General features: G+C 67.8%; 19 protein-coding genes and 1 riboswitch. Of the genes, 2 read left to right on the plus strand and 17 right to left on the minus strand.

Annotated elements, in window-relative coordinates:
* Positions 1-15: 15 nt before the first annotated feature.
* The 8 genes from H5J31_RS03790 to H5J31_RS39595 form a co-directional block, all read right to left on the minus strand.
* Entirely contained in the window at positions 16-1,392 is a 1,377-nt protein-coding gene (locus tag H5J31_RS03790; protein ID WP_181771012.1) for an aminotransferase class V-fold PLP-dependent enzyme, read from the minus strand.
* 32 nt (positions 1,393-1,424) lie between these two features.
* A riboswitch (SAM riboswitch) is annotated at positions 1,425-1,539 on the minus strand.
* A 161-nt stretch (positions 1,540-1,700) separates the two neighbouring features.
* A complete protein-coding gene (locus tag H5J31_RS03795; RefSeq protein ID WP_181771013.1) occupies positions 1,701-2,381 on the minus strand; it encodes a M23 family metallopeptidase in 681 nt (226 codons plus the stop codon).
* A 131-nt stretch (positions 2,382-2,512) separates the two neighbouring features.
* Entirely contained in the window at positions 2,513-3,991 is a 1,479-nt protein-coding gene (locus tag H5J31_RS03800; RefSeq protein ID WP_181771014.1) for a potassium/proton antiporter, read from the minus strand.
* A 111-nt stretch (positions 3,992-4,102) separates the two neighbouring features.
* Positions 4,103-4,786, minus strand: coding sequence for an ArsR/SmtB family transcription factor (locus tag H5J31_RS03805; protein WP_181771015.1), 684 nt, complete (start codon positions 4,784-4,786; stop codon positions 4,103-4,105).
* 43 nt (positions 4,787-4,829) lie between these two features.
* Positions 4,830-6,428, minus strand: a complete 1,599-nt coding sequence (locus tag H5J31_RS03810; protein ID WP_181771016.1) for a penicillin-binding transpeptidase domain-containing protein — start codon at positions 6,426-6,428, stop codon at positions 4,830-4,832.
* A gap of 208 nt (positions 6,429-6,636) precedes the next feature.
* On the minus strand, positions 6,637-9,807 hold the full coding sequence (ileS, locus tag H5J31_RS03815; protein WP_181771017.1) for an isoleucine--tRNA ligase: 3,171 nt from the start codon (positions 9,805-9,807) through the stop codon (positions 6,637-6,639).
* Between the two features lie 374 nt (positions 9,808-10,181).
* The gene (locus H5J31_RS40550) at positions 10,182-10,295 is read right to left on the minus strand and encodes a hypothetical protein (protein WP_407925037.1); all 114 of its coding nucleotides are present in this window, start codon (positions 10,293-10,295) and stop codon (positions 10,182-10,184) included.
* An 82-nt stretch (positions 10,296-10,377) separates the two neighbouring features.
* Positions 10,378-10,518: an Imm21 family immunity protein gene (locus H5J31_RS39595; protein ID WP_207897367.1), complete on the minus strand. Its 141-nt coding sequence runs from the start codon at positions 10,516-10,518 to the stop codon at positions 10,378-10,380.
* A gap of 80 nt (positions 10,519-10,598) precedes the next feature.
* Here H5J31_RS39595 and H5J31_RS03825 point away from each other — a divergent pair, with 80 nt between their 5' ends.
* Positions 10,599-11,150: a hypothetical protein gene (locus H5J31_RS03825; protein WP_181771018.1), complete on the plus strand. Its 552-nt coding sequence runs from the start codon at positions 10,599-10,601 to the stop codon at positions 11,148-11,150.
* A 176-nt stretch (positions 11,151-11,326) separates the two neighbouring features.
* Here H5J31_RS03825 and H5J31_RS03830 read toward each other — a convergent pair whose 3' ends face one another.
* On the minus strand, positions 11,327-12,583 hold the full coding sequence (locus H5J31_RS03830; RefSeq protein ID WP_181771019.1) for an HNH endonuclease signature motif containing protein: 1,257 nt from the start codon (positions 12,581-12,583) through the stop codon (positions 11,327-11,329).
* A 472-nt stretch (positions 12,584-13,055) separates the two neighbouring features.
* On the opposite strand from H5J31_RS03830, the gene H5J31_RS03835 reads away from it, so the two are divergent.
* The gene (locus tag H5J31_RS03835; RefSeq protein ID WP_181771020.1) at positions 13,056-14,873 is read left to right on the plus strand and encodes an FUSC family protein; all 1,818 of its coding nucleotides are present in this window, start codon (positions 13,056-13,058) and stop codon (positions 14,871-14,873) included.
* A gap of 162 nt (positions 14,874-15,035) precedes the next feature.
* On the opposite strand, the gene H5J31_RS03840 is transcribed toward H5J31_RS03835, so the two are convergent.
* The 8 genes from H5J31_RS03840 to H5J31_RS03875 all read right to left on the minus strand — a co-directional run.
* Complete coding sequence (locus H5J31_RS03840; protein WP_181771021.1) at positions 15,036-15,647, minus strand: translocon-associated protein subunit alpha; 612 nt, start codon at positions 15,645-15,647, stop codon at positions 15,036-15,038.
* Positions 15,648-15,738: 91 nt separating this feature from the next.
* On the minus strand, positions 15,739-16,605 hold the full coding sequence (wag31, locus tag H5J31_RS03845) for a DivIVA-like cell division protein Wag31 (RefSeq protein WP_181771022.1): 867 nt from the start codon (positions 16,603-16,605) through the stop codon (positions 15,739-15,741).
* Between the two features lie 54 nt (positions 16,606-16,659).
* On the minus strand, positions 16,660-16,935 hold the full coding sequence (locus H5J31_RS03850) for a YggT family protein (protein WP_005155180.1): 276 nt from the start codon (positions 16,933-16,935) through the stop codon (positions 16,660-16,662).
* Positions 16,936-17,049: 114 nt separating this feature from the next.
* Complete coding sequence (locus H5J31_RS03855) at positions 17,050-17,649, minus strand: cell division protein SepF (protein WP_181771023.1); 600 nt, start codon at positions 17,647-17,649, stop codon at positions 17,050-17,052.
* Positions 17,650-17,730: 81 nt separating this feature from the next.
* Positions 17,731-18,465 carry a YggS family pyridoxal phosphate-dependent enzyme gene (locus H5J31_RS03860; RefSeq protein ID WP_181771024.1) on the minus strand — a complete coding sequence of 245 codons (735 nt, stop codon included), beginning with the start codon at positions 18,463-18,465 and terminating at the stop codon, positions 17,731-17,733.
* Positions 18,462-19,169 (minus strand): peptidoglycan editing factor PgeF, encoded by a 708-nt coding sequence (gene pgeF, locus H5J31_RS03865; protein ID WP_181771025.1) that lies wholly within the window; start codon positions 19,167-19,169, stop codon positions 18,462-18,464. Before pgeF ends, H5J31_RS03860 begins: the two co-directional genes overlap by 4 nt.
* An 89-nt stretch (positions 19,170-19,258) precedes the next feature.
* Positions 19,259-20,581, minus strand: a complete 1,323-nt coding sequence (gene ftsZ, locus H5J31_RS03870) for a cell division protein FtsZ (protein ID WP_181771026.1) — start codon at positions 20,579-20,581, stop codon at positions 19,259-19,261.
* Between the two features lie 250 nt (positions 20,582-20,831).
* A partial coding sequence (locus tag H5J31_RS03875; protein WP_181771027.1) for an anti-sigma factor occupies positions 20,832-21,528 on the minus strand: 697 nt, incomplete at its 5' end.

Below are 21,528 nucleotides of genomic sequence, written 5' to 3' on the forward strand. Positions count from 1 at the left end.
GGTGAGGGTAGTGGGTCAGGCGCAGAACGGGGGAAGCTCCCGCGGATCGTGCTCCGGCACCCAGCGGCCCTCCGGCTTCTCGTACTGCCAGCGCGCGCCGCGGGCGACGATCTGGCGCAGCGCCAGCACCAACCGGTCCACGTGCTCGGCGGTGCTGCCGAGACCGAGACTGACGCGGACGGCCTGCTGCCCCTCCGAACCGGCGGCGGCGATCAGCCGTTTGGTCGCGACGTGCGCGCAGAACGCGCCATCCCGCACGCCGATGCCGTATTCAGCGGAAAGGACCGCGGCGAGCCAGCCGGGCTCGAAGCCGTCGACGATGAAGCTCAGCGTGCCGACCCGGTCGACCGGTGCGTCGAACAGCCGCAGTTCGGCGAACCCGGGGATCCCGGCGAGACCGCGCCGCAGTCGCACCAGCAGTTCGTCCTCGTGGGCGACGATCCCGTCCCAGTTCGCGGCCAGCGTCTCGCAGGCGACGCCGAGGGCGTAGACGCCGACGGTGTTGGGAGAACCGGCTTCGTGCCTCTCGGCTCCAGCGTTCCAGACGACGCCGAGGTCTTCGGAGTCACGGGTGACGAGCTTCGTGGCACCACCGCCGGCGAGGTACGGCTGGGCGGCGCGCAACCAGTCGGCGCGGCCGATCAGCGCGCCGGCCCCGAAAGGCGCGTACAGCTTGTGACCGGAGAGTGCGATGTAGTCGACGTCCAGCTTGCGCACGGAGATCTTGCGGTGCGGGGCCAGCTGCGCGGCGTCGAGCGCGATCCGGGCGCCGTGCCGACGCGCGACGGCGGCGATCTCCTTGACCGGCAACAGTTCCCCGGTCACGTTCGAGGCGCCGGTGATGACGACCAGCCGCGGTCCCTGCGGGCAGTCCGCGAGCGCTTCGTCCACAGCGGACACTGCCGCGAGACGCGTGCGCGGCGTCTGGATCCGGCGCACGTTCGGCCCCTTCCACGGCAGCAGCGCGGCGTGGTGGTCGGTGTCGAACACGACGACCGACGTGTGCTTCGGCAGGCTGCGCGCGAGGAGGTTGAAGGAGTCGGTGGTGTTGCGGGTGAACACGACGGTGTCGGTCGATCGCGCGTCGACGAAGTCCCGCAGGATTCCCCGCGTGCGCTCGTAAAGCTTGGTGGAGACCTGCGAGGCGAACCCGGCGCCGCGGTGCACGCTGGCGTACCAGGGCAGGAATTCGTCGACCGCGTCCCGCACCTTGTCCAGACAGGGAGCGCTCGCCGCGTGGTCGAGGTTGGCGTAGGCGATGTCGCCACCGGTGACGAGCGGGACCCGCAGATCGGCACACGCGACGGTCGGGATCTCCTGCGTGGCAACGGTTTCCGCGACAACGGCGGTCTTCGCGACAACGGCGCTGGTGCGTTCGAGAGCAAGAGTCATGATCATCCTCCGGGCCAGGGGACCCGCCGAGGATCCCGCGCTTGCCCGTCGCACCGCGCGACGAGCCAGGTCCTCACCCGGGGCACCCCACCGCGGAAGGAGGGTTGCCGGTCAGCTAGCCGGGGCTTGACGCTGACACTCGTGACCTACGAACGAAGTTAGCGGATGTCCGGGCGATCGAGCCACCCCTTGCCCGCATGTTGAGACGCCGCTCACGTACTCCGCAAGCGAGAAGAACCCGCATTTCGCCCTCTACATGCGGTATTTGTGCGTGCAACTACCGCAAGTAGAGGACGAAACGCGGGAGGTCAGACGCGGAATCGGCCCGGCAGCGGGATCGTCGAACGCGAGGAGACCTCGGTCGCGGTCCCCGAGTACTGATCGGCGCCTTCGGTGAACTGCCAGCCGCCGAAGGTCTTGCCGTTCACCGCTTCGCCGTAGGCGTCGGCGACCTTGGTCGAGACCTCGTCGTAGGAGAGGCCGTTCCAGTTGCCGGCGCCGACCCCGAAGTCACGCGAGTCGCCCTGCGCCGCGGCCGTCGGCAGGGTCCACAGCGTGAAGTGCACGTGGGCGCCGGTGCTGCTGCCACCGCACGGCAACGCGTTGCCGGTCCGGCCGAGGGCGTCACCCGGGACGACCTGCTGGCCTTCGGTGACCGAAATGCCCTCCATGTGGTAATACCCGGTCCGCCATCCGCCGGCGTGGTCGATGGTCACCCAGTCGCCGCCGTCGCAGTGCTGGATCCGGACGGTGCCCGGCAGCGGGGCGCGGACGGTCTTGTCCGCCGGGCTGAAGTCGATGGCGTTCTTCACGCCGGAGGTCCCGTTGTCCGAGTGGATACCCGCCGAATAGATCGACTGGCCGGTATCGAACGGCAGCCCGAAAGCCGGGAATTCACCGGCGGCGGACGCCACCGGCGCCGAGAGAACCACTCCGACGAGAACGGCCGCGGCCCCCAGAACGGCGAACCTTGCCTGAAGCTTCGTCACCCTACGTACTCCTTAACCCGTCACGCTCACCCATTCGATGGAGTCGATTGCGGGGAAAGTAATCCAAAAGGAGTACAAATGGGAAGAAAATTCTGAGATCAACCGACGAACAGCTGGTGCAGGTTCGTGACCTACTGGCCGGATTCGCCCTTCCACCTGGCGAGGCGACCGGCCCGGTCGACGGCCCGCAGGCGTCGTTCGGCCACGTCGCGCGCCTCGGAGGTGGTCACGACGAGTAACTGGTCGCGTTCCTGGAGGCGGGTGTTCTTGTTCGGCGTGAAGCCGGTGCCGTCACGCACGAGGAGGCTGATCGTCGCCCCGATCGGCAGCCGCAGCTCCGCCAGGTAGACGCCGTGCATCTTGGACCCGGTGTTGATGCGGACCTGCAGGAGTTCCGCGCCCATCTCGTCGAGCGGGGCGGAGTCGACATCGATCTCGTGCGGTTCCGAGCCCTGCGCCAGCCCGAGGACCTTCGCGAGCGGCGTCAGCGTCGCCCCCTGGAGCAGGGTCAGCACGATGACCAGCACGAACACCGCGTCGACCAGCTCTTGCGCCCCCGGCACCCCGGACGAAAGCGGGATCAGCGCGAGCACGATCGGCACGGCCCCCCGTAGCCCCGCCCAGGACAAGAACACCTGATCCCGCCACGGGATCTTGAACGGCAGCGCGGAGAGCACCACCGACAGCGGGCGGGCCAGCAGCAGTACGACGGCGCCCGCGACCAGGCCCTGGACCAGGCTTTCGAAGATCCGGCTCGGCGAGGCGAACAGGCCCAGCAGGACGAACAGCCCGATCTGCGCGAGCCAGCCGAGCCCTTCGGCGAAGGAGAGGGTGTCCGACCGGTGCGGCAGCTTCGAGTTCCCCAGCACCAGGCCCGCGACGTAGGTGGCGAGCAGGCCGGAGGCGTGCGCGAGCTGCCCGCTCGAGTACGCCACGACGCAGACCGCGACCGTGGCCAGCGGATAGAGACCGGTCGCCGGGAGCGCGGCCCGCCGCAGCGCGTGCGCGCCGATCCAGCCGAACGCCAGGCCGATCACCAGTCCGGCGGCGAGCTCGTAGACCACCAGCAGCGGCAGCGACCAGTCGACGGTCGTCCCCTCGGCCAGCACGACGACGGCGATGTAGGCCGGGGCGTCGTTGATCCCCGACTCGATTTCGAGCGCGCCGACGAGCCGCTTCCCGACACCAGCCGATCTCAGCACCGAGAACACCGCGGCGGCGTCGGTCGACGCGAGCACCGCGCCCCACAGCAACGCCATCCGCCAATCGAGGCCCAGCAACCAGTGCAGGGCGGCGCCGGTGACCGCGATGCTCACCACGACGGCCACTGTGGACAGTGCGATTCCGATGCCCAGTGAGGGCTTCACGGCCGCCCATCGGGTGGTGAGGCCACCTTCGGACAGGATCATCACCAGCGCGGCGAGGCCGAGCGACTGGGTGAGTTCGGGGTTGTCGTACTGGATGCCGAGCCCGGCTTCGCCGAGCAGGACGCCCATGCCCAGATAGAGCAGCAGCGAGGGAAGACCGACCCGGATCGACACGCGGACGGCGATCACGGCGACGAGGAGTACCGCACCACCGGTACCCAGGATGAGCGGGAGCTGCTCCATGTCGCCTCCCGTCCGGTCGCCGTGAGGGCTCCAGAATAGTGAGGCGGCGATCGTCACTCGATCGTGTACCGGTCGAAAACCGTCCGGATAGCCTGTGTTACAGACTGTCCTTTACGGACTCCGCAGGGACACGAGGTCGACACCGAGTTCCGCGAACGGTTCTTCCGCCGCGGGCAGGACTTTCACCGCGCGATCGCCCTCACGGGACAACCAGCCGGCACTCACTCCGTGAGACAGTAACGCCGCCGGTACCCGGCCCGCCAAATGATCACGGCGGACCGTCCAATCCAGACAGTCGCGCAGCATCGGACGGCGGCTGTCGGCGATCTCCACCCCGAGCGCGCCGAGCACCTCCCGGCCCCGGCCGGTCAGCGTCAGGCCGTCGGATTCGTCGATCAGCCCGGCGGAGAGCATGCCGTCCCGCAACGCCACCCCGACCGTCCCGGCGAGGTGGTCGTAACAGGTCCGGGCGAACTCGAGCCGCTTCACCCGGACCGACGAGCGCAACCCCTTCACCGGACGGTGTTCGGCGTGCTGCGCCAGATGCTCGATCAGCTCCGCCACCCGGGGGTCGGCGATCCGGACGTAGCTGTGCCGCCCCTGCTTGACTCGCGCGACGAAGCCGGCTTCGGCCAGTTTCGTCACGTGCTCGCTGGCCGTCGAAGCGGCTATCTCGGCCGCTCCGGCCAGCTCGGTCACCGTCCAGGCCCGTCCGTCGAGCAGTGCCAGGCACATGGACGCGCGGCTCGGATCGGCGAGCACGGCCGCGACCTCGGCCAAGGCGATCGTCTCCATGCGTTCACCGTAGAAGGCGGACGGTTCGGCGGGCGCCGAAATATCAGCCGGCCAGGAACTTCGCCGCCAGCTGCACCGCGGGTTTGGAGTCGTTGGAGCCTTCGAGCATGACCGCGAAGGCGACGTCGCCGCGATAGCCGACGAACCAGCCGTTGGCGTCGACGCCGGAACCGAACTGCGCCGTCCCGGTCTTGCCGAAGACGTTCCCGCTGCTCTTCAGCGCCTTCGCGGTCCCTGTCGTGCAAACCTCGCGCATCATCGCGCGGACCTGGTTCAGCACACCGGCGGGCGGAGCCTGGTAACCGGCGTTGACCTTGGTTTCCAGCCCCTGCCAGAGCTTCGGCACCACCGGTTTCCCGGCCGCGACGGTGGCCGCCATCAACGCCGCTCCGAGCGGGCTGACCTGCACCTTCCCCTGTCCGATGCCGGCCTCGACCTGTTCGTCGCCGCTACTCGACGGCTCCACCTTCCCGGTCTCCGTGGACAGCCCAGGGATCTCGAAGTCGGCGTTGAGGCCGAACTGGTTCGCGGCCTTCGCGAGACCGTCCTTGGGCAGTTGCCCCGCGAGCCGCCCGAACGTCGTGTTGCACGAGGCGGCGAACGCCGTCTTCAACGAGACGGTCCCCAGGTCGAACCCGTTGTCGTTCTTGAGGGTTCGGGTGCCGATCTGTTCGCTGCCCGGGCAAGCCACCTGCGAGTCGACGGAGACCCCACCCTGCTGAAGCGCCGCCGTCGCCGTGGCGATCTTGAAGGCCGAACCGGGCGCGTACAGGCCGCTGAGGGCCTTCGGCTGGCTCCCGGCCGCGGAGTTCTGCGCGACCGCCAGAAGATCTCCGGAGGTCTTCATCGCGACGATGATCGCCGGTCCCTGGAAACCGTCGACAGCCTTCTGCGCGGCGCTCTGGCTCGCCACGCTCAACGTCGAGACCAGCGGTTTGTCAGTGTCCTGGGCCTTCCCGAAAAGTGTCTCGACCGGTTTGCCCGAGGCGTCGAGCCGCGACACCGTGACGCCGGCCGGACTCCCGGAGCCGCCTTGCTCGGACGCGACCGTGCTCAGCGCGCTCTGCAGCATCGGCGCGACCCCGGCGGCATCCCCGCCGACGAGCGCCTTGCCGTCACGGTCGGCCACGACCGGCTTGGCCGAAACAGGGGCGACGGACAGCTTCTGACCGGCTTCGAGCTTCGGATGGATCACCGACGGCGCCCAGTGGACGACCCATTTCCCGGCGTTCCGGACCAGTTCCAGCTTGCCTTCGTAGGTCCAGACGCTGTTGGCGGCGAGGGTCCAGGAGGCGTGGAAGGTGGCCGACGTGGTGGTCGCGTCGCCGTTCGTCGTCGGGACCTCGCCGAGCGTCGTCTTGACCGAGGCGGGTTTCAGCGCCCCGCGCGCTTCGGCCAACGCGACCGAGGCTCCCGGCGGATCGTCGACCGGCGCCGTGTTCAGGTCACCGGCGTCGAACTGCCGCAGGAACCGGGTCGCGACCTTCGCCGGGCTCTCCTGCGCGGTCTCCCCGGACTCCCCTGGGCCGGTGGCCGCGGGCGCGGTGTCCTCCCTCGCCAGCAGCACCACCGCGGCCACCACGATGGCGACGACGGCCAGCGCGGCGCCGATCAGGATCCCTCTTTTCCGGGCAGGACTCATGGACTCGCTCTCCCCCAGTGCGGCACGGCCTTCGCGCGCCTCGGGTCAGCCTGCCGATTTCCGCCACGCAAGGCCGCCTTCGAGCGAGAAAGCGACGTTTCCGAATCCGTTTCGTGATCCGGTGGTCCAGCCCCTGTCCGGGATGACATGAAAGACCCGTTACTTGCAAATTTTGCAAGTAACGGGTCTTTCATGTCACTTGAGAGGATCAGGCTTTGGCGACCGCCACGGTCACCTTCGTGCCTTCACCGACCGTCCCGGCCGAGCCGTCGGCGACGTCGCCGTACGCCACCGAAGTCGCCAGGGTCTCCGAAGCGATGAACTCCTCGTGCGTCTTCGCGGCCGTGACCACGTCTTCCGGCGCGTCGACGGTGAGCGCGATCCGGTCGGCGACGTCGAGACCGCCGTCACGGCGGGCCTGCTGCACGACCCGGACCAGGTCGCGGGCCAGCCCCTCGGCCGCCAGTTCGTCGGTGACCTCGGTGTCGAGCAGCACCAGACCGGCACCGCCCGGCAGTTCCGCGGCCGCGCCGCCACCCTTGGCGACCAGGCGCCGCTCGTACTCGCCCTCGACGAGTTCGATCCCGGCGGCCACGACGGCGCCGCTCTCCGACGTCGTCCACTCGCCCGCCTTGACGGCCTTGATCACCGTCTGGACGTCCTTGCCGAGCCGCGGTCCGGCGGCACGGGCGTTGACCGCGACCTCGAACCCGCCGTGCGCGGCCACATCCGTGGTCAGCTCGACGGACTTGACGTTGACCTCGTCGCGCAGGATGTCGGTGAACTCGCGCAGCGAATCGGCCTCGTGCGCGGCGACGACCAGCTTGGCCAGCGGCAGCCGCACCCGCAGCTTGTTCGACTTCCGCAGCGAAAGCGCCGAAGAAGCGACCTGGCGCACGCGGTCCATCGCCGTCACGAGCGCCGCGTCGGCGGGCAGGTCGAGCGCGTTCGGCCAGTCGGTCAGGTGCACCGAACGGCCACCGGTCAGTCCACGCCAGACGACCTCACTGGTCAGCGGCAGCAGCGGCGCCACGACCCGCGACGTCACCTCCAGCACGGTGTGCAGGGTGTCGATCGCGTCCTGCTCGCCCGCCCAGAACCGGTCGCGCGAACGGCGCACGTACCAGTTCGTCAGCACCTCCAGGAAGTCGCGGACGGTCGAACAGGCACCGGCGACGTCGTAGGTGTCGAGCGCGTGCTCGACGTCGGTCACCAGTTCGTGCGTCTTCGCCAGCACGTACCGGTCGAGGACGTGCTTCGAATCCGTGCGCCACTTGCCTTCCACACCCTCGGCGTTCGCGTAGAGCGCGAGGAAGTAGTACGAGTTCCACAGCGGCAGCACGGCCTGGCGGACGGCGTCGCGGATGCCCCGGTCGGTGACGACCAGGTTCCCGCCGCGCAGGATCGGGCTCGCCATCAGGTACCAGCGCATCGCGTCCGAGCCGTCGCGGTCGAAGACCTCGTTGACGTCCGGGTAGTTGCGCAGCGACTTGGACATCTTCTGACCGTCCGAGCCGAGCACGATGCCGTGCGAGATACAGGTGCGGAACGCCGGCCGGTCGAACAACGCGGTCGCCAGCACGTGCAGCAGGTAGAACCAGCCGCGGGTCTGCCCGATGTACTCGACGATGAAGTCACCCGGGTAGTGGTGCTCGAACCACTCGGTGTTCTCGAACGGGTAGTGCACCTGCGCGTAGGGCATCGAACCCGAGTCGAACCAGACGTCGAACACGTCCTCGATCCGGCGCATGGTGGACTTCCCGGTCGGGTCGTCCGGGTTGGGCCGGGTCAGCTCGTCGATGAACGGCCGGTGCATGTTCTCCAGCCGCACACCGAAATCGCGCTCGAGTTCGTCGAGCGAGCCGTAGACGTCCGTGCGCGGGTACGCCGGGTCGTCCGACTGCCACACCGGGATCGGCGTGCCCCAGTAGCGGTTGCGGGAGACCGACCAGTCGCGGGCGTTCTCCAGCCATTTGCCGAACTGGCCGTCCTTGACGTTCTCCGGGTACCAGGTGATCTGCTGGTTCAGCTCGATCATCCGGTCCTTGAACTCGGTCACCGCGACGAACCACGACGAGACGGCGCGGTAGATCAGCGGGTTCCGACAGCGCCAGCAGTGCGGGTACGGGTGCTCGTAGGTCTCGTGGCGCAGCAATACCGCGCCCTGACGACCGGCGGAACCGGTGCCGTTCTTGAGATCCTTGATGATGTTCGGGTTGGCGTCGAACACCTGCTGGCCCGCGTAGTCCCCGACGGTCGCGTCGAACTTGCCCTGCGCGTCGACCGGCGTGACCGGCACGATCCCGACGGCGTCGGTGACGGCCTTGTCCTCTTCACCGTAGGCGGGAGCGATGTGGACGATACCGGTGCCGTCCTCGGTGGTGACGTAATCCGCGGACAGCACGCGGTGCGCGTTCTCGTGTCCGGCGAAGTACGGGAACGGTGGGGCATAACGGGTTCCGAGCAGCTCGGTACCGGTGTAGTGCCCGACGATCGTCGGCTCCTCGCCGAGCTCGCGGGCGTACGACGCGACGCGCGCTTCGGCGAGCAGGAACCGCTTGCCCTCCTGCGCCTCGGACTCCACGACGACGTACCGGACGTCGGGGTGCACCGCGGTCGCGAGGTTGGACGGGAGCGTCCACGGCGTCGTCGTCCAGATCAGCAGATAGGTGCCGTCGAGCTCGTTGTCGTTGCCTTCCAAGCGGAAACCGACCGTGACGGCCGGGTCCTGGCGGCTGGCGTAGACGTCGTCGTCCATCCGCAGCTCGTGGTTGGACAGCGGCGTCTCGTCGCGCCAGCAGTAGGGCAGGACGCGGTAGCCCTCATAGACCAGGCCCTTGTCCCACAACTGCTTGAACGCCCAGATGACCGACTCCATGTAGGACAGGTCGAGCGTCTTGTAGTCGTTGTCGAAGTCGACCCAGCGCGCCTGGCGGGTGACGTAGTCCTGCCACTCGCCGGTGTAGCGCAGCACGGACTCGCGGCAGGCCTCGTTGAAGACGTCGATGCCCATCGCGTCGATCTCGGACTTCTCGGTGATCCCGAGCTGGCGCATCGCCTCGAGTTCGGCGGGCAGGCCGTGGGTGTCCCAGCCGAAGCGGCGCTCGACGCGCTTGCCCTTCATGGTCTGGTAACGCGGCACCAGGTCCTTCACGTACCCGGTGAGCAAGTGACCGTAGTGCGGAAGACCGTTCGCGAACGGCGGGCCGTCGTAGAAGACGTACTCGTTCGAGCCGTTGACACCGGGATCGCGGTTGTCGATCGAGGCCTGGAAGGTCCGATCGGATTCCCAGTACGCGAGGACGCGCTTTTCCGACTCAGGGAACGAAGGCTGGGACGGGACGCCGGTCTCGCCGTCCATCTGTGCCTTGGGATACATCTTCGGTGCTCCTCGCGGTTCGTCTCTCTCGTACGGGTTTTCACCCACACGGGGACGAGACGGCCGTTTCCGGCGCGTTCCGCGGTACCACCCCGCTTGCCCCGCCGGTGGTGTTCCGGCTGGGCCGCTCATTCGACGGCTGTGACGGGCCGTACCCGTCCGGTTCTACTGAGGGCGCGAGCCCTGTTCTTCCGGAGGCTCCCCGGTGATGGCCGGATCGGTGCCAGTTGCTTCAAGGGTAGCGCGCGGGGGCAACGGGGTTTGTCGGGGTGGCCGGGATCGCCGCCGGCTTCAGTCCTCGGGCAGGAGCTGGACCACGCCGACCCAGGTGGACTCGCCGTCCGTGTGGATCGCGCGCACCCTGAATCGCCCCCTTATCGATCTCGACGTGCGCCTGCTCCGGTATCCCGCCGGCGGGATACTCGACGCCCAGTTCGGCTCCGGCGGTCACCGGCCGGCCAGCGGAGGAAGACGCGATGCCGGGGCAGGTAGCAGGTGGTGGCCGGATCATCCCCGAGGACGAGCCCTTGGGCTTACCCGACGGGGAGGGTGGCGGCCGGTGCGTTGACCTCACAGGCGCGGTCGTAGTCGTCCCGGACCGTCGGACTCTTCGGCGCTCCCCCTCCACCGCGCCAAGGCCGAGACGGGCACGACGATGAGCGGGCCGCCGAGGGACTCGACCCAGGTGGCTTGCATCTGCGTGATGGTCACGGTGGCAGTGTGACTTGAAGGACCGACGGTTTCCGGTGTCACGATGGGGGGCCGGTTCGGGCCACGTCCATACTGCCGCCATGACGGACTGGGTAGCCGAGCCATCATCGAGGTTCACCGCACTGGTCGGCGAACGCATCGAGGCATGGGCGGGTGTCGAGATGGCGCTGAGGGAGAACGTGGCGGGAAACGGCCCTCAGTTCACAGATCCGGACGTCCCTTGTCTTCAGCTGCTCGAGTTGCAGGCTCGCGTGGGCACCGACACTTCTCTGAGTGTCGGCACCTACCAGAACAACGACCTGTTCGGCCTGTACTGCCGTCCTGCGAGCGAGTTCCGTGACGCAGAGCATTGGGACGGGATCTACCGCTGGAGGTCGCTTCCCGAATTGCCGACCGGCCTGGTCGAGCGGGTGGCCGTGTTCTCGGACGAAGACGTCTTGGCCGAGGCGCACTTACGAATCGGCGGACGGCCGCTGGTCCTGCTCGCAGGCGAACTGGAGGAGCACTACACAGGCGAGTTGATATTCCAGCGGCTCGACGAGTCCGTCCTTGCTTTTCTCGACCCTGCCGCGGCCGATCGACTTCCCTGGAATACTTCAAGGGAAGGATGTGTCGAATACGCCAGCGTGTAGGGCGTTATACAGTCATCGGCCTAGACCCGTACGCATGGTGTTGCGTCTCGATATGCCGGGGGCAAGTTCGTCTTTGGGCGTTGCCGGAGCGTGCTCAGCAGAAGCCGGCCCAGCCCGGCCGGCCCGGTCGGGGTCAGTGCGGGCACGACAACGAAAGCACGCCTTGGACAATCGGCCTATACCTGTAGGTGCATGGTGTTGCGCCTCGGTGTCCCGGTCGGGTCCAGATAGGCCGGTGCGATGAACTCCGGCAACCCATCCTGGGCGATCCGCACTTTCCACTCGCTTTTGTGGATCAACCGGTGATGCTTCGTGCACAGCAGCACCAGGTTGTCGATCTTCGTCTCGCCACGATGGCGCCAGAAAACAATATGGTGAGCCGTACAACGCTGCACCGGCATGTCGCAGCCCGGGAACGCACAGCCACCGTCCCGGATCTTCAACGCGTGTTTCTGCGGTGTGGTGGTGGAGCGGCTGGAGCGGCCTACGTCGAGGGGTTGTCCGGCGCCGGAGAGCACGATCGGCCGGATGCGGGCGTCGCAGGCGAGGATCCGCACATCAGTCGCGGAGATCGGCCCGACCAAATCCAGGAGGCCGTCACCGACCTCGTTCATCAGATCCTCGTAGGCCATGGTGACCAGGATCTGGGTCGACTCCCCGGCCTGGCTGGGGATGTCGGGGCTGGCGGTCTTCATCCGGACGTAGTCGGAGAACGCGTCCCCATAGCGTTCACCTTGGCTGCGGGAGTCTCGAACACCGTCGACGGCCTTGTGCGGTTTGACCAAAGGGTCGAGGTCGGACTTCAACCGCGCATACGTCTCCAGATCGAGAGTCCCTTTCAGACCCAGGGTGCCATCCCGATGCTTGACGAACCGCAACTCCGGCCGAGCATCCTTCGGATCCTCGTTACGAGGCTCTTTACCGTCGGGATCCATGGTGTCCAGCATCCGACGCCCAGCCTTGACGATCTCCTTCGGCCCAGCACGACGAGCCAAGTCGACCAGGATCTTCTCACCCGCCCGCACATCCTCCTCAGGCACGAACGACGGAACCTGAGCCAGAGCACCGATGATCGCATCGATCTGACCGCCACCGATCGCACCCTCCGCAGCAGCCGCAGCAGTCAAAGGCGCCAACGGCGGCACGACGTCACCGCCGACAGACACCCCAGGATGCAAAGCCAACGCCCGATCGGCGCGGGCTGAGGCTTCCTTCTCCGACACATGGAAGTCCTGCAGGATCAACCCCATCAACGTCGAATGCCCATAACAACCACGAATCCCGCGCGTATTGAGTTCCGCGAAGATCGCGTACTGCTCCGCGTCCAACCGGCGTTTCAGGACTTCGATTTCCTGTTTGCGGGCATGCAGCGTCGCAGTATCGACACGCCACCACTCGGTACACGCTGCCTGGGGACTGTTTTCGCTGGCCACGACATCAACGATACCCGACAGTCGAACACCTGTGCTACCAATATCAGCACGAAATGCGAACGAGCACCAATCACCCGACAGGGTTATTGAGGGGCAAGGCAAACATGTCGCGTCTCGGCGGGGCGGCGGCTTGGAGCCGGATCTCGCGTGCTCGGCGCCGCACACCCGAGTTTGGCAGCCAGGCACGCGAATCACGCCTCCAAGCACACGAGATCCGGGTCCAAGTACACGAGTCGCGCCCCTGCGTCCGCCCATAATCCGGACGAACGAGACCTATCCACGACCCGGACACAATGGTCGGCGCCGACCACTCCACCTTTGCCTAGCACCTCAATAAAGGGACCCTAAACGCGACCAGCGGGCCGCATTTAGTCCTCTGAATGCGATCCGCCGGGACTCGGGACAAGAGGCCTCGAGTTGCCGTCCCCGCCATCACCTCTAGGTTGGCGGGTATGCCTGACTTCGAGGTCCGATGAAAGGGCCCGGCCTCCTCATCGTCGTGTTGGTGGTCCTCGGCGGCGTCAGCGGGCTGGGGTTCCTGCTGGGGTTGGGGAACGCGGCCGTCCTCGCGGCGCTGACGGCGCTCTTCTGTCTCATCGCGGCGGTCGGCGGGCCGCTCTGGGCGGATCTGCGGATGCTGGCGTGGTTCGCGCCCGCGCTGATCCTCGCGGTCGGGGTACCGCGGCTGGTGGGCGAGGTCTCGCAGTGGGCGGCGATCGGGCTGCTCGTCGTGATCGTGGTCGTCGCCGGGTTGTTGCCGGTGCTCGGGGCGCGGTTCGTCACGGTCGGCCTGGGGCTCGGGATGGCGTCGCTGTTCGGGTACGGCTTCCAGTTGACCGGGACGGCGTCCGCGGGGCAGATCCTGGGGGCGCCGGCGCTCGCGGTGGGCGTCGTTCTGCTGCTGCGGGTGCTGATGGGCGTCAAGGATCCAGCCAAGCCGACCCGTGAAGCGTTGGCGGACGCGCTCGCCACCGGCACCTCGGAAAAGCAGGAGCGCGCGGCGAGGCTTTGGCTGGCGGACCGGCCTCATCGTTGGACGGCCAGGGTTCTCGGCGGGGCGTTCCGGTACCGCGCGGCCACCGGGTTGCTCGAAATCCGCCGGAAAAGACTGAACAACAACGAAATCGGCGAAACTCTCGAAGCGGCCCAGGAAGAGGCGGTGAGGCTCGCGGAAGCCGTCCGCGCACCGCAGGCACCCGAGGACGTCGAACCGGTGCACCGCAAGGAACTCGCTGGCTTGCCGGGCGCCACGGAGAGGCTTGTCACCGCACTCTGGGACTCTCTCGAAACCGTCCGGGCGGCGGCGACCGATCGCGACGAGTCCCGTGTGGACGTCCCGAAAGGACTCCGCCGGGAACTGCGCCGGATCGAGCTCGGTGGCGCGCTTTCGTGGCAGTCGCCGCAGTTCCGGCACGCGCTCCGCTGCGGTCTCGGGGTGGCGCTGGCGTTGGTGGTGGCGAGTTTCCGGCCCGGCGACCCGCTCACGGTGTCGTTCCTGCTCGGCACTTTCGCCATCATGCAACCGGAATGGCGCGACAGCCTCAGCAAGGCGTGGCAGCGCATCGGCGGCTCCCTCGGCGGCGCGGTCGTACTCGCGCTCGTCCTCTGGCTGCTGCCGCAAGGGTTTCTGCTACCTGTCGGCCTCGTCGCGCTACTCGGCGGATTCTCCGTCATGCAAACGCGTCCGACCATCTTCAACGGCTGCATGGTGCTGATGTCCGTCGGCATGAACGCGACGACCAAACACCTGGACCCGCGTTATGTGCTCGTCGAGTATCTGCTTCTGATGATCTTGGCGGGCGCCATCGCGCTGCTGTTCGGCTTCGCCGCGATCCCTGGCGTGCCGAAACCCGGTCCGGCGGAGCGATTCGGGACCGCCGTCGACGCCACGCGCGCGCTGCTCGGCTCGGTCGGGCGGAAACTGCGCGGCGACGACGTCGACCCGCGGACGCTCGGCCGCGAATTCCGCGCCGCCGCGATCGCGCACCACGGGCTGCTCGCCGCGGAGCCGGGCACGAAGGAACCCGCGCCGGGACAGCGTGACGCACTGGAGAACGCGGCCGAGGCCTTGCGCGGCCTGTCCGTCACCGCTTCGTCGCTGTTGCTGCGCCCCGGATCGGCCGGAGTGGCGGCAGCGGTCGAGGAGGCGGCCCGCGCGCTCGGAACCGAAGATCCGGCGGAAATCCCGGTGCCGGCGGACGCCGACGAGGAACAACGTCTGGTGCTCGACACGATCGCCGCCGACGTGGTCACCGTCGGCGAAGCGGCTCAGACGCTCAAGGACGCCTAGGGCGTGTTTCATAAGTCTGTTCGATGGGCTTCGTGATCCAGGTGGTTCCTGGCGGTGCGGGCGGATCGCCCTCGTACCGGGGGTCGTACTCGGGCGTATCCGCCCGTGCCGTCAGGGGCCGCCTGGGCGCGAAGACCGCGAACCCGACTTGTGAAACACGCCCTAGTCGTCCGCAGTGGACTTGTCGCGGTGCTGCCCGGCGATCTCGGCGTCGGGCTTGCACAGCGCGCACGGGGTGAACCCGAGCTGACGCGCCTCGCCGATGCCGAGCGGAATGGTGTCCCGGGTTTCGAGCCAAGTGCAAGTGGTCACGTGATAGCGCGGGTACTCGTCGACGACGACGATCTCGGTTTCGAGTTCGGAGACGATCGCCACGTCCGCGGGATCGCTCTTCTCCTCACCCGGATCACCGTTGCGCGGGGTTTCCTCGGCTTCGTCCGCCTCGCCCAGCTCACCGGTGGCGGGCATCAGAACGGTCTGCTCGGCGTCCTCGGGCTTCTTCTCGTCGTCTTCTTCGACCGCAGTCTCAGAAGACTCAACGTCCGAGGAGTCCGCGGTGTCTTCGGAGTCGGAATCGACGTCGGAAGGCTCATCGGCGCCGGCCGCCTCGGCGGAGCGCTTCTTCCGACGGCGCAGCCAGTCGAAGACGAGCAGCAGCCCGGCGAGGACGGAGAGGCCGATGGAGATCCAGGCCCACAGCGAGTTGGCGGTGATGAGCGCCGCGACGAGCAGCCCCAGAGCCGCCAGTACCAGTACTAGGACGATGTAGAGCACGGTGAATTACAACACGACGGGCAAGCGAAACGGCCCCGACCCTCCGGAGAGTGCCGAGGCCGTTCCACTGGGTAGAAACCAGTGAAGAAAATCAGCCCGCTTCGGCGCGAGGGCCGAACGAGTAACCCTGTCCGCCACCGCCCGAGGACGACGCCGACTGACCCGAGTTCGACGAAGACGCCGAAGCAGGGGCGGCCGACCCGCGGTCGTCGAGCTCACGCAGCTGGGACTCGAGGAACCCACGCAGCCTCGTGCGGTACTCCCGCTCGATCGTGCGCAGCTCTTCGATCTTCTTGCCCAGCGAGCCCTTCTCCGCGTTCATGTTGTTCATGGTCTCGGTGTACTTGCGCTGAGCCTCGCGCTCCATGGTCGTCGCCTTGTCGCGCGCCTGGCGCTCCAAGGTCTCGGCACGGGTACGCGCGTCGTTCAGCATGGTCTCGGCACGCGTACGTGCCTCGTTCACCATCGAGTCCGACTTGGACCGCGCGTCCGAAAGCAGCTGCTCGGACTTGGTCCGGGCTTCGGCGAGCATGCCGTCCGACTCGGTCTTGGCCTCGGCGGTGAGCCGGTCGGCCATTTCCTGCGCCAGTCCGAGCACCTTCGCGGCCTGGACGTTGGGCTCCCCGTTGTCCGGCACCATCGAATGGGCCTGGGTCTGCTCCATCGCCGACTGCGGCGGCGGCACCGGCGCCAGGCGACGCGACGGCTCGTCGCGCACCTGTGGCGGCGGGCCGACTGCTCCCGCCTTGGCGTTCTCGAGCTCTCCACGGGTGGTCTCAAGCTCGTTGTCGAGCTGTTCGACCTGCTGCCGCAGCTCGTTGTTGTCCTCGATCAACCGGGCAAGCTCGGTCTCCACCAGGTCGAGGAACGCGTCCACCTCGTCCTCGTTGTAGCCCCTTTTGCCTATGGGCGGCTTGCTGAACGCGACGTTATGCACGTCAGCGGGGGTCAACGACATCAGATCACCTCACGCACTCCATGGCCTGCAGGTCCACCCGGGCTTCCCCGAAAATCACCCTGGCGTTGCCAGCTGCATCGCAAAGAACACAACCAACAGCAGCACCATAATCGATAAGTCCAGTCCGACGCCGCCGATTCGTACGGTCGGGATGATTCGTCTGAACAGACGAACCGGTGGGTCGGTCACTGTGTAGATGGTCTCGAGCGTTACCGCAACCCCTCCGGCAGGACGCCACTCGCGAGCGAAAGCACGCACGAGCTCGACGACGATCCGTGCCGTCAGCAGGAGCCAGAAAGCGAACAGCACGTACCAGACGACCAGCAACACAGCATTCACGTAACCACTCTGCCATGCCTCGCGTCAAAAGACGCAGTTGACGGGCCCCGGATGGAGATGAGTCGACAAAATCACATCCGGCTGCGCCCAGCGGTCACGGGGTGATCAGCCGCGCAGGAATAATCCGCCTTCGGCAATCCGCCGACGGTCCTCCGCGGTGACGTCCACATCGGGCGGTGAGAGAAGGAACACCTTGTTGGTGACCTTGTCCATCGACCCTCGCAACGCGAAAGCGAGTCCCGCCGCGAAGTCGACGAGCCGCTTCGCGTCCGCGTTCTCCATCTCGGTGAGGTTCATGATCACCGGGATGCCTTCGCGATAGTGCTCACCGATCGCGCGCGCCTCGGCGTAGCTCGTCGGGTGCAGCGTCGTGATCCGGCTCAGTGGGTCCCTCACGGCCGCGCGGACCGGTTCGGTGACCGGCCGCAGCCTGGCGACGGGCTCGGGCTGGCGATCGATCGCCAAGGCACCGTGGACCGCCGGCTCCGTGCTGGCCACGGAGCGTGACCGAGGCCGCGGCGCGGGCTCGTCGTACGTGTCATCGACATCCCGGTAACGTCCACCCCGCGACCGGGTCGGCGGCTCATCGTCATACTCGTATTCGTCCTCGGCGTAGCCTCGCCGGTAGTCGTCTTCGACGTCATAGCCGTCTTCGTCTGCGGGCACCATCCCGAAGTAGGCCTTCAGCTTCTGCAGCGCGCTCATGCCTCTCCCTAGCCTTAGCCGCTCCCGCACCGTGCTCCCCCGCCCTCGTCGCCACTCCCCGTAGCGACGAGACGGTATTCCCTAAGGCGAGGCTAAACCGCGTCCACCGAGCAACGCGGTTCCGACACGCACACAGGTGGAGCCGTGAGCGATCGCCTGCTCGAGATCATTGCTCATTCCGGCGGAGACTTCACGGGCATTTGGGTGATCTTCCCGAAGACGCTCCGACGCGCGAGCAAGCTTCTCGAACGCCTCTGCGGGGTCTGTACCCAGCGGAGCCACCGCCATAAGCCCCCGGAGGCGAATATCACCCACATGGGCTATTCGCTCCGCCAGTCGGCCTAGGTCGTTCACCCGAGTGCCCCCACGCTTCGGATCGCCATCGAGACTTACTTGAATGAGGACGTCCAACGGGTGCTCACGTTGCCCGGAATCGAGCGCCGACCTGGTCGCCTTCGCCAGCGCGTCGGCGAGACGCTCGGAGTCGACGGACTGGATCTCGTCGGCCCAGCGCACGACCGACTTGGCCTTGTTCCGTTGAAGGCTGCCGACCATATGCCAGCGGATTCCGGCGTCCGGGCGCAGCGCGGCGACCTCTTCGGCCTTCGCACCCGCCTCCTGATCGCGGTTCTCGGCGAGGTCGAGCGCGCCGAGGTCGGCGAGCAGCGCGGCGTCGAGTGCGGGGAAGGTCTTCGTGACCGCGAGCAAGCGGACCTCGTCGCGTTCCCGGCCGGCGGCCTTGCACGCGGCGGCGATCCGCTCTTCCACTTCGGCGAGCGAGGCGGCCAATTCCGCCTTTCGTGCCTCGGAACTCACGACGCGTCCAGCCACGTGATGCCCGCGATCCGGCCGGTGGTGCCGTCGCGGCGGAAGCTGAACAGCGTCTTGTCCTCGTTGGTGCAGCGCGGGTCGACGCCGATCTTGCCGACGCCGAGGTCGGCCAGTTGCCGCCAGAGTCCGGCGCGCAGGTCGAGGCCCGGCGTGCCCTTGCGTGATTTGCAGGCGCTGCCCGGGACGTGCTTCTCGACGTCGGCGGCCATTTCCGCGGGGACTTCGTAGCAGTCGCCGCAGATCGCGGGGCCGAGCAGTGCTTCGGTCCGGCTCGGGTCGGCGCCGAGTGAACGCATCGCTTCGACCGCGGCGGGGACGACGCCGACCCGGGCGCCGACGCGGCCCGCGTGCACGGCGGCGACGACGCCGGCTTCGACGTCGGCGAGCATGACGGGAACGCAGTCGGCCACGAGCACTACGAGCGCGACGCCGGGCTCGGCCGTCACAAGCGCGTCGGTCGCTTCGGCGGCGGAGGTCTCGGAGCCGTCGACGATGGTCGCGGTCCGGCCGTGGACCTGCTCCATCCACGCCAGCTTGTCCTCGGCGAGGCCGAGTTCGGAGGCGAGACGTTTGCGGTTGGCGAAGACGTCGCCCGCGTCGTCGCCGACGTGATCACCGAGGTTGAAGGTGTCGTAAGGCGGGCGGGAAGCCCCGCCGGCCCTTGTCGTGACGACCCGCCGTACCCGCACGCAATTCCTCCTAGACCTGAGTGAAGGCCCCCTTCACTACCTTGAGGGTAGTGAAGGGGGCCTTCACGAAAAGCAGTGACCGGCGCTGGTTACCGCCGCATGAACGGGGGCACGTCGACCTCGTCGTCCGAAGGGTCGTCGTGCACCGGGGTCGCCCGGCCGGGCAGGCTGCCGTGGGTCGAGTTCGACCCGATCGGCGAGTAGCCGCGCGAGCCGCCGCCGGGCTGCGGGAGCCCGCCGGACAGCGAGCCGTTGCCCTCACGGGAGGACGGCATCGGCGAGTGCGTGCGCGGCGGCGCGACCGGATAGCCGTTCGAACCACTCGACGGCGGTACCGGAGTCGCCCCGGAGGGCGGACTCTGCACCGGCGTCGCCCCGCCGCCGTTGACCTGGCCGGCCTGGGCGGACGCGGTCGAGTTCGACCGGGAGCCGAACGTCGACGGGTCGAGCTTCTTGTGGGTCGGCGTGCCGGCGTCGAAACCGGCCGCGATCACGGTGACCCGGACCTCGTCGCCGAGCGAGTCGTCGATGATCGTCCCGAAGATGATGTTGGCGTCCGGATGCGCGGATTCCTGCACCAGCGACGCCGCCTCGTTGATCTCGAACAGGCCGAGGTCCGACCCGCCCGCGATCGACAGCAGCGCGCCGTGCGCCCCGTCCATCGACGCTTCCAGCAGCGGCGAGTTGATCGCCTTCTCCGCCGCCTGGATCGCCCGGCCTTCGCCGCGTGCCGAGCCGATGCCCATCAGCGCGGAACCCGCACCGGACATGACGCTCTTGACGTCGGCGAAGTCCAGGTTGATCAGACCCGGGGTGGTGATCAGGTCGGTGATGCCCTGGACACCCGAAAGGAGGACCTCGTCCGCCGAGCGGAAGGCGTCCATCAGCGAAACGCCGATGTCGCCCAGCTGCAGCAGCCGGTCGTTCGGGATGACGATCAGGGTGTCGCATTCGTTGCGCAGCTGCTGGATGCCGTCTTCGGCCTGCTTGCTGCGGCGTTTGCCTTCGAAGGTGAACGGCCGGGTCACGACGCCGATGGTCAGCGCGCCGAGCTTGCGGGCGATCTGGGCGACGACCGGGGCGCCACCGGTGCCGGTGCCACCGCCCTCACCCGCGGTCACGAACACCATGTCGGCGCCCTTGATGACCTCTTCGATCTCTTCGCGGTGGTCCTCGGCGGCCTTCTGCCCCACCTCGGGGGCGGCGCCGGCACCGAGGCCGCGGGTCAGTTCCCGGCCGATGTCGAGTTTGACGTCGGCGTCGGACATGAGCAGTGCCTGTGCGTCGGTGTTCACCGCGATGAACTCGACACCCTTGAGGCCGACCTCGATCATGCGGTTCACGGCGTTCACTCCGCCGCCGCCGATACCGACGACCTTGATCACCGCAAGGTAGTTGTGCGGGGGCGTCATCGGAGCCGCCTTCCTGATCGTGTGTGCTCGTGCTGCCCGTCGGTCGCTGAGCCTGTGCCGAACCCTCGAGCTGAAGTTCAGATTGAGAGTTATGTCAACTGCCGACGTTGAAGCAGGACGGTATGCACCAGGCAGGCTCGAATCCAGTAGCCACGCCGTGTGTCGCAAAGGTGTTTTGCCACAACATGTTCGCGGGCGCAAGAGCGAGACCCCGTCGCAGCGCCGAACGGCGGCCTGCTAAGAGCGAGGATCAGGCAGGCATCGACATGACCATGACGACGTCTTTGGACGGCGTCCCGGTCGGCGAACCACCGTCCTGTTCCAGGCTCAGCGCGAATTTCTCGGCGCCGGTGAGACCCTGCGCGACCAGCAGCGCACCGTCCTGACCACCGGGGATGAGCCCGGCGGGCTTGGGCGCGGCACCCGGGTACATCAGCCACGCCTGGTACGTCCGGCCCGGCTCGGTCTTCGCCAGCTCCGCCGCCATGAAGACCAGCTTGTCCTTCGAACGCGACATCATCACGGTCCCGCCGCCCCCGACGGACGCGTCGGCGTGCCCGGTCCGGAGATCGGCCGCCGCGAGCACCTCGGCGACCGGGGCGTACCGCGCCGCGTACAGCGCCGACTGTTCTTTGGCGGCGGTGAGCTGAGACCGGCTGTCCAAGGCGATACCGCCGAACACGGCCGTACCGGCGAGCCCCACGATCGCCGCGGCGGCCGCGGCGATCGCCCAGCGCGGGGCGCGCCTGCGGTCCTTGACGCGCTCGCCCGGTTCGAAGCGGGCCTTCGGCGGCTGCTGCCGGGTCGCCATCGCCTGGGCGAGCACCCGGCGTTTGAGATCGGCGGGCGGGTCCTCGGACAGCGCGGCGCCGAGCCGGGTTGCCGTCATCTGCAGTTCGAGCACCTCTTGCGCGCACGACGCGCATTCACCGAGGTGCCGCTGGAAC

The organism is Amycolatopsis pittospori (genome assembly GCF_013870525.1).
In the GTDB taxonomy this organism is placed as follows: Bacteria; Actinomycetota; Actinomycetes; order Mycobacteriales; family Pseudonocardiaceae; genus Amycolatopsis; species Amycolatopsis pittospori.

Excerpts from the sequence above, each read along its gene's own strand:
- H5J31_RS03790 (WP_181771012.1), bottom strand. The coding sequence starts at position 1,392 with ATGACTCTTGCTCTCGAACGCACCAGCGCCGTTGTCGCGAAGACCGCC.
- H5J31_RS03800 (WP_181771014.1), bottom strand. The coding sequence starts at position 3,991 with ATGGAGCAGCTCCCGCTCATCCTGGGTACCGGTGGTGCGGTACTCCTC.
- H5J31_RS03805 (WP_181771015.1), bottom strand. The coding sequence starts at position 4,786 with ATGGAGACGATCGCCTTGGCCGAGGTCGCGGCCGTGCTCGCCGATCCG.
- H5J31_RS03810 (WP_181771016.1), bottom strand. The coding sequence starts at position 6,428 with ATGAGTCCTGCCCGGAAAAGAGGGATCCTGATCGGCGCCGCGCTGGCC.
- ileS (WP_181771017.1), bottom strand. The coding sequence starts at position 9,807 with ATGTATCCCAAGGCACAGATGGACGGCGAGACCGGCGTCCCGTCCCAG.
- H5J31_RS03825 (WP_181771018.1), top strand. The coding sequence starts at position 10,599 with ATGACGGACTGGGTAGCCGAGCCATCATCGAGGTTCACCGCACTGGTC.
- H5J31_RS03835 (WP_181771020.1), top strand. The coding sequence starts at position 13,056 with ATGAAAGGGCCCGGCCTCCTCATCGTCGTGTTGGTGGTCCTCGGCGGC.
- wag31 (WP_181771022.1), bottom strand. The coding sequence starts at position 16,605 with ATGTCGTTGACCCCCGCTGACGTGCATAACGTCGCGTTCAGCAAGCCG.
- H5J31_RS03855 (WP_181771023.1), bottom strand. The coding sequence starts at position 17,649 with ATGAGCGCGCTGCAGAAGCTGAAGGCCTACTTCGGGATGGTGCCCGCA.
- ftsZ (WP_181771026.1), bottom strand. The coding sequence starts at position 20,581 with ATGACGCCCCCGCACAACTACCTTGCGGTGATCAAGGTCGTCGGTATC.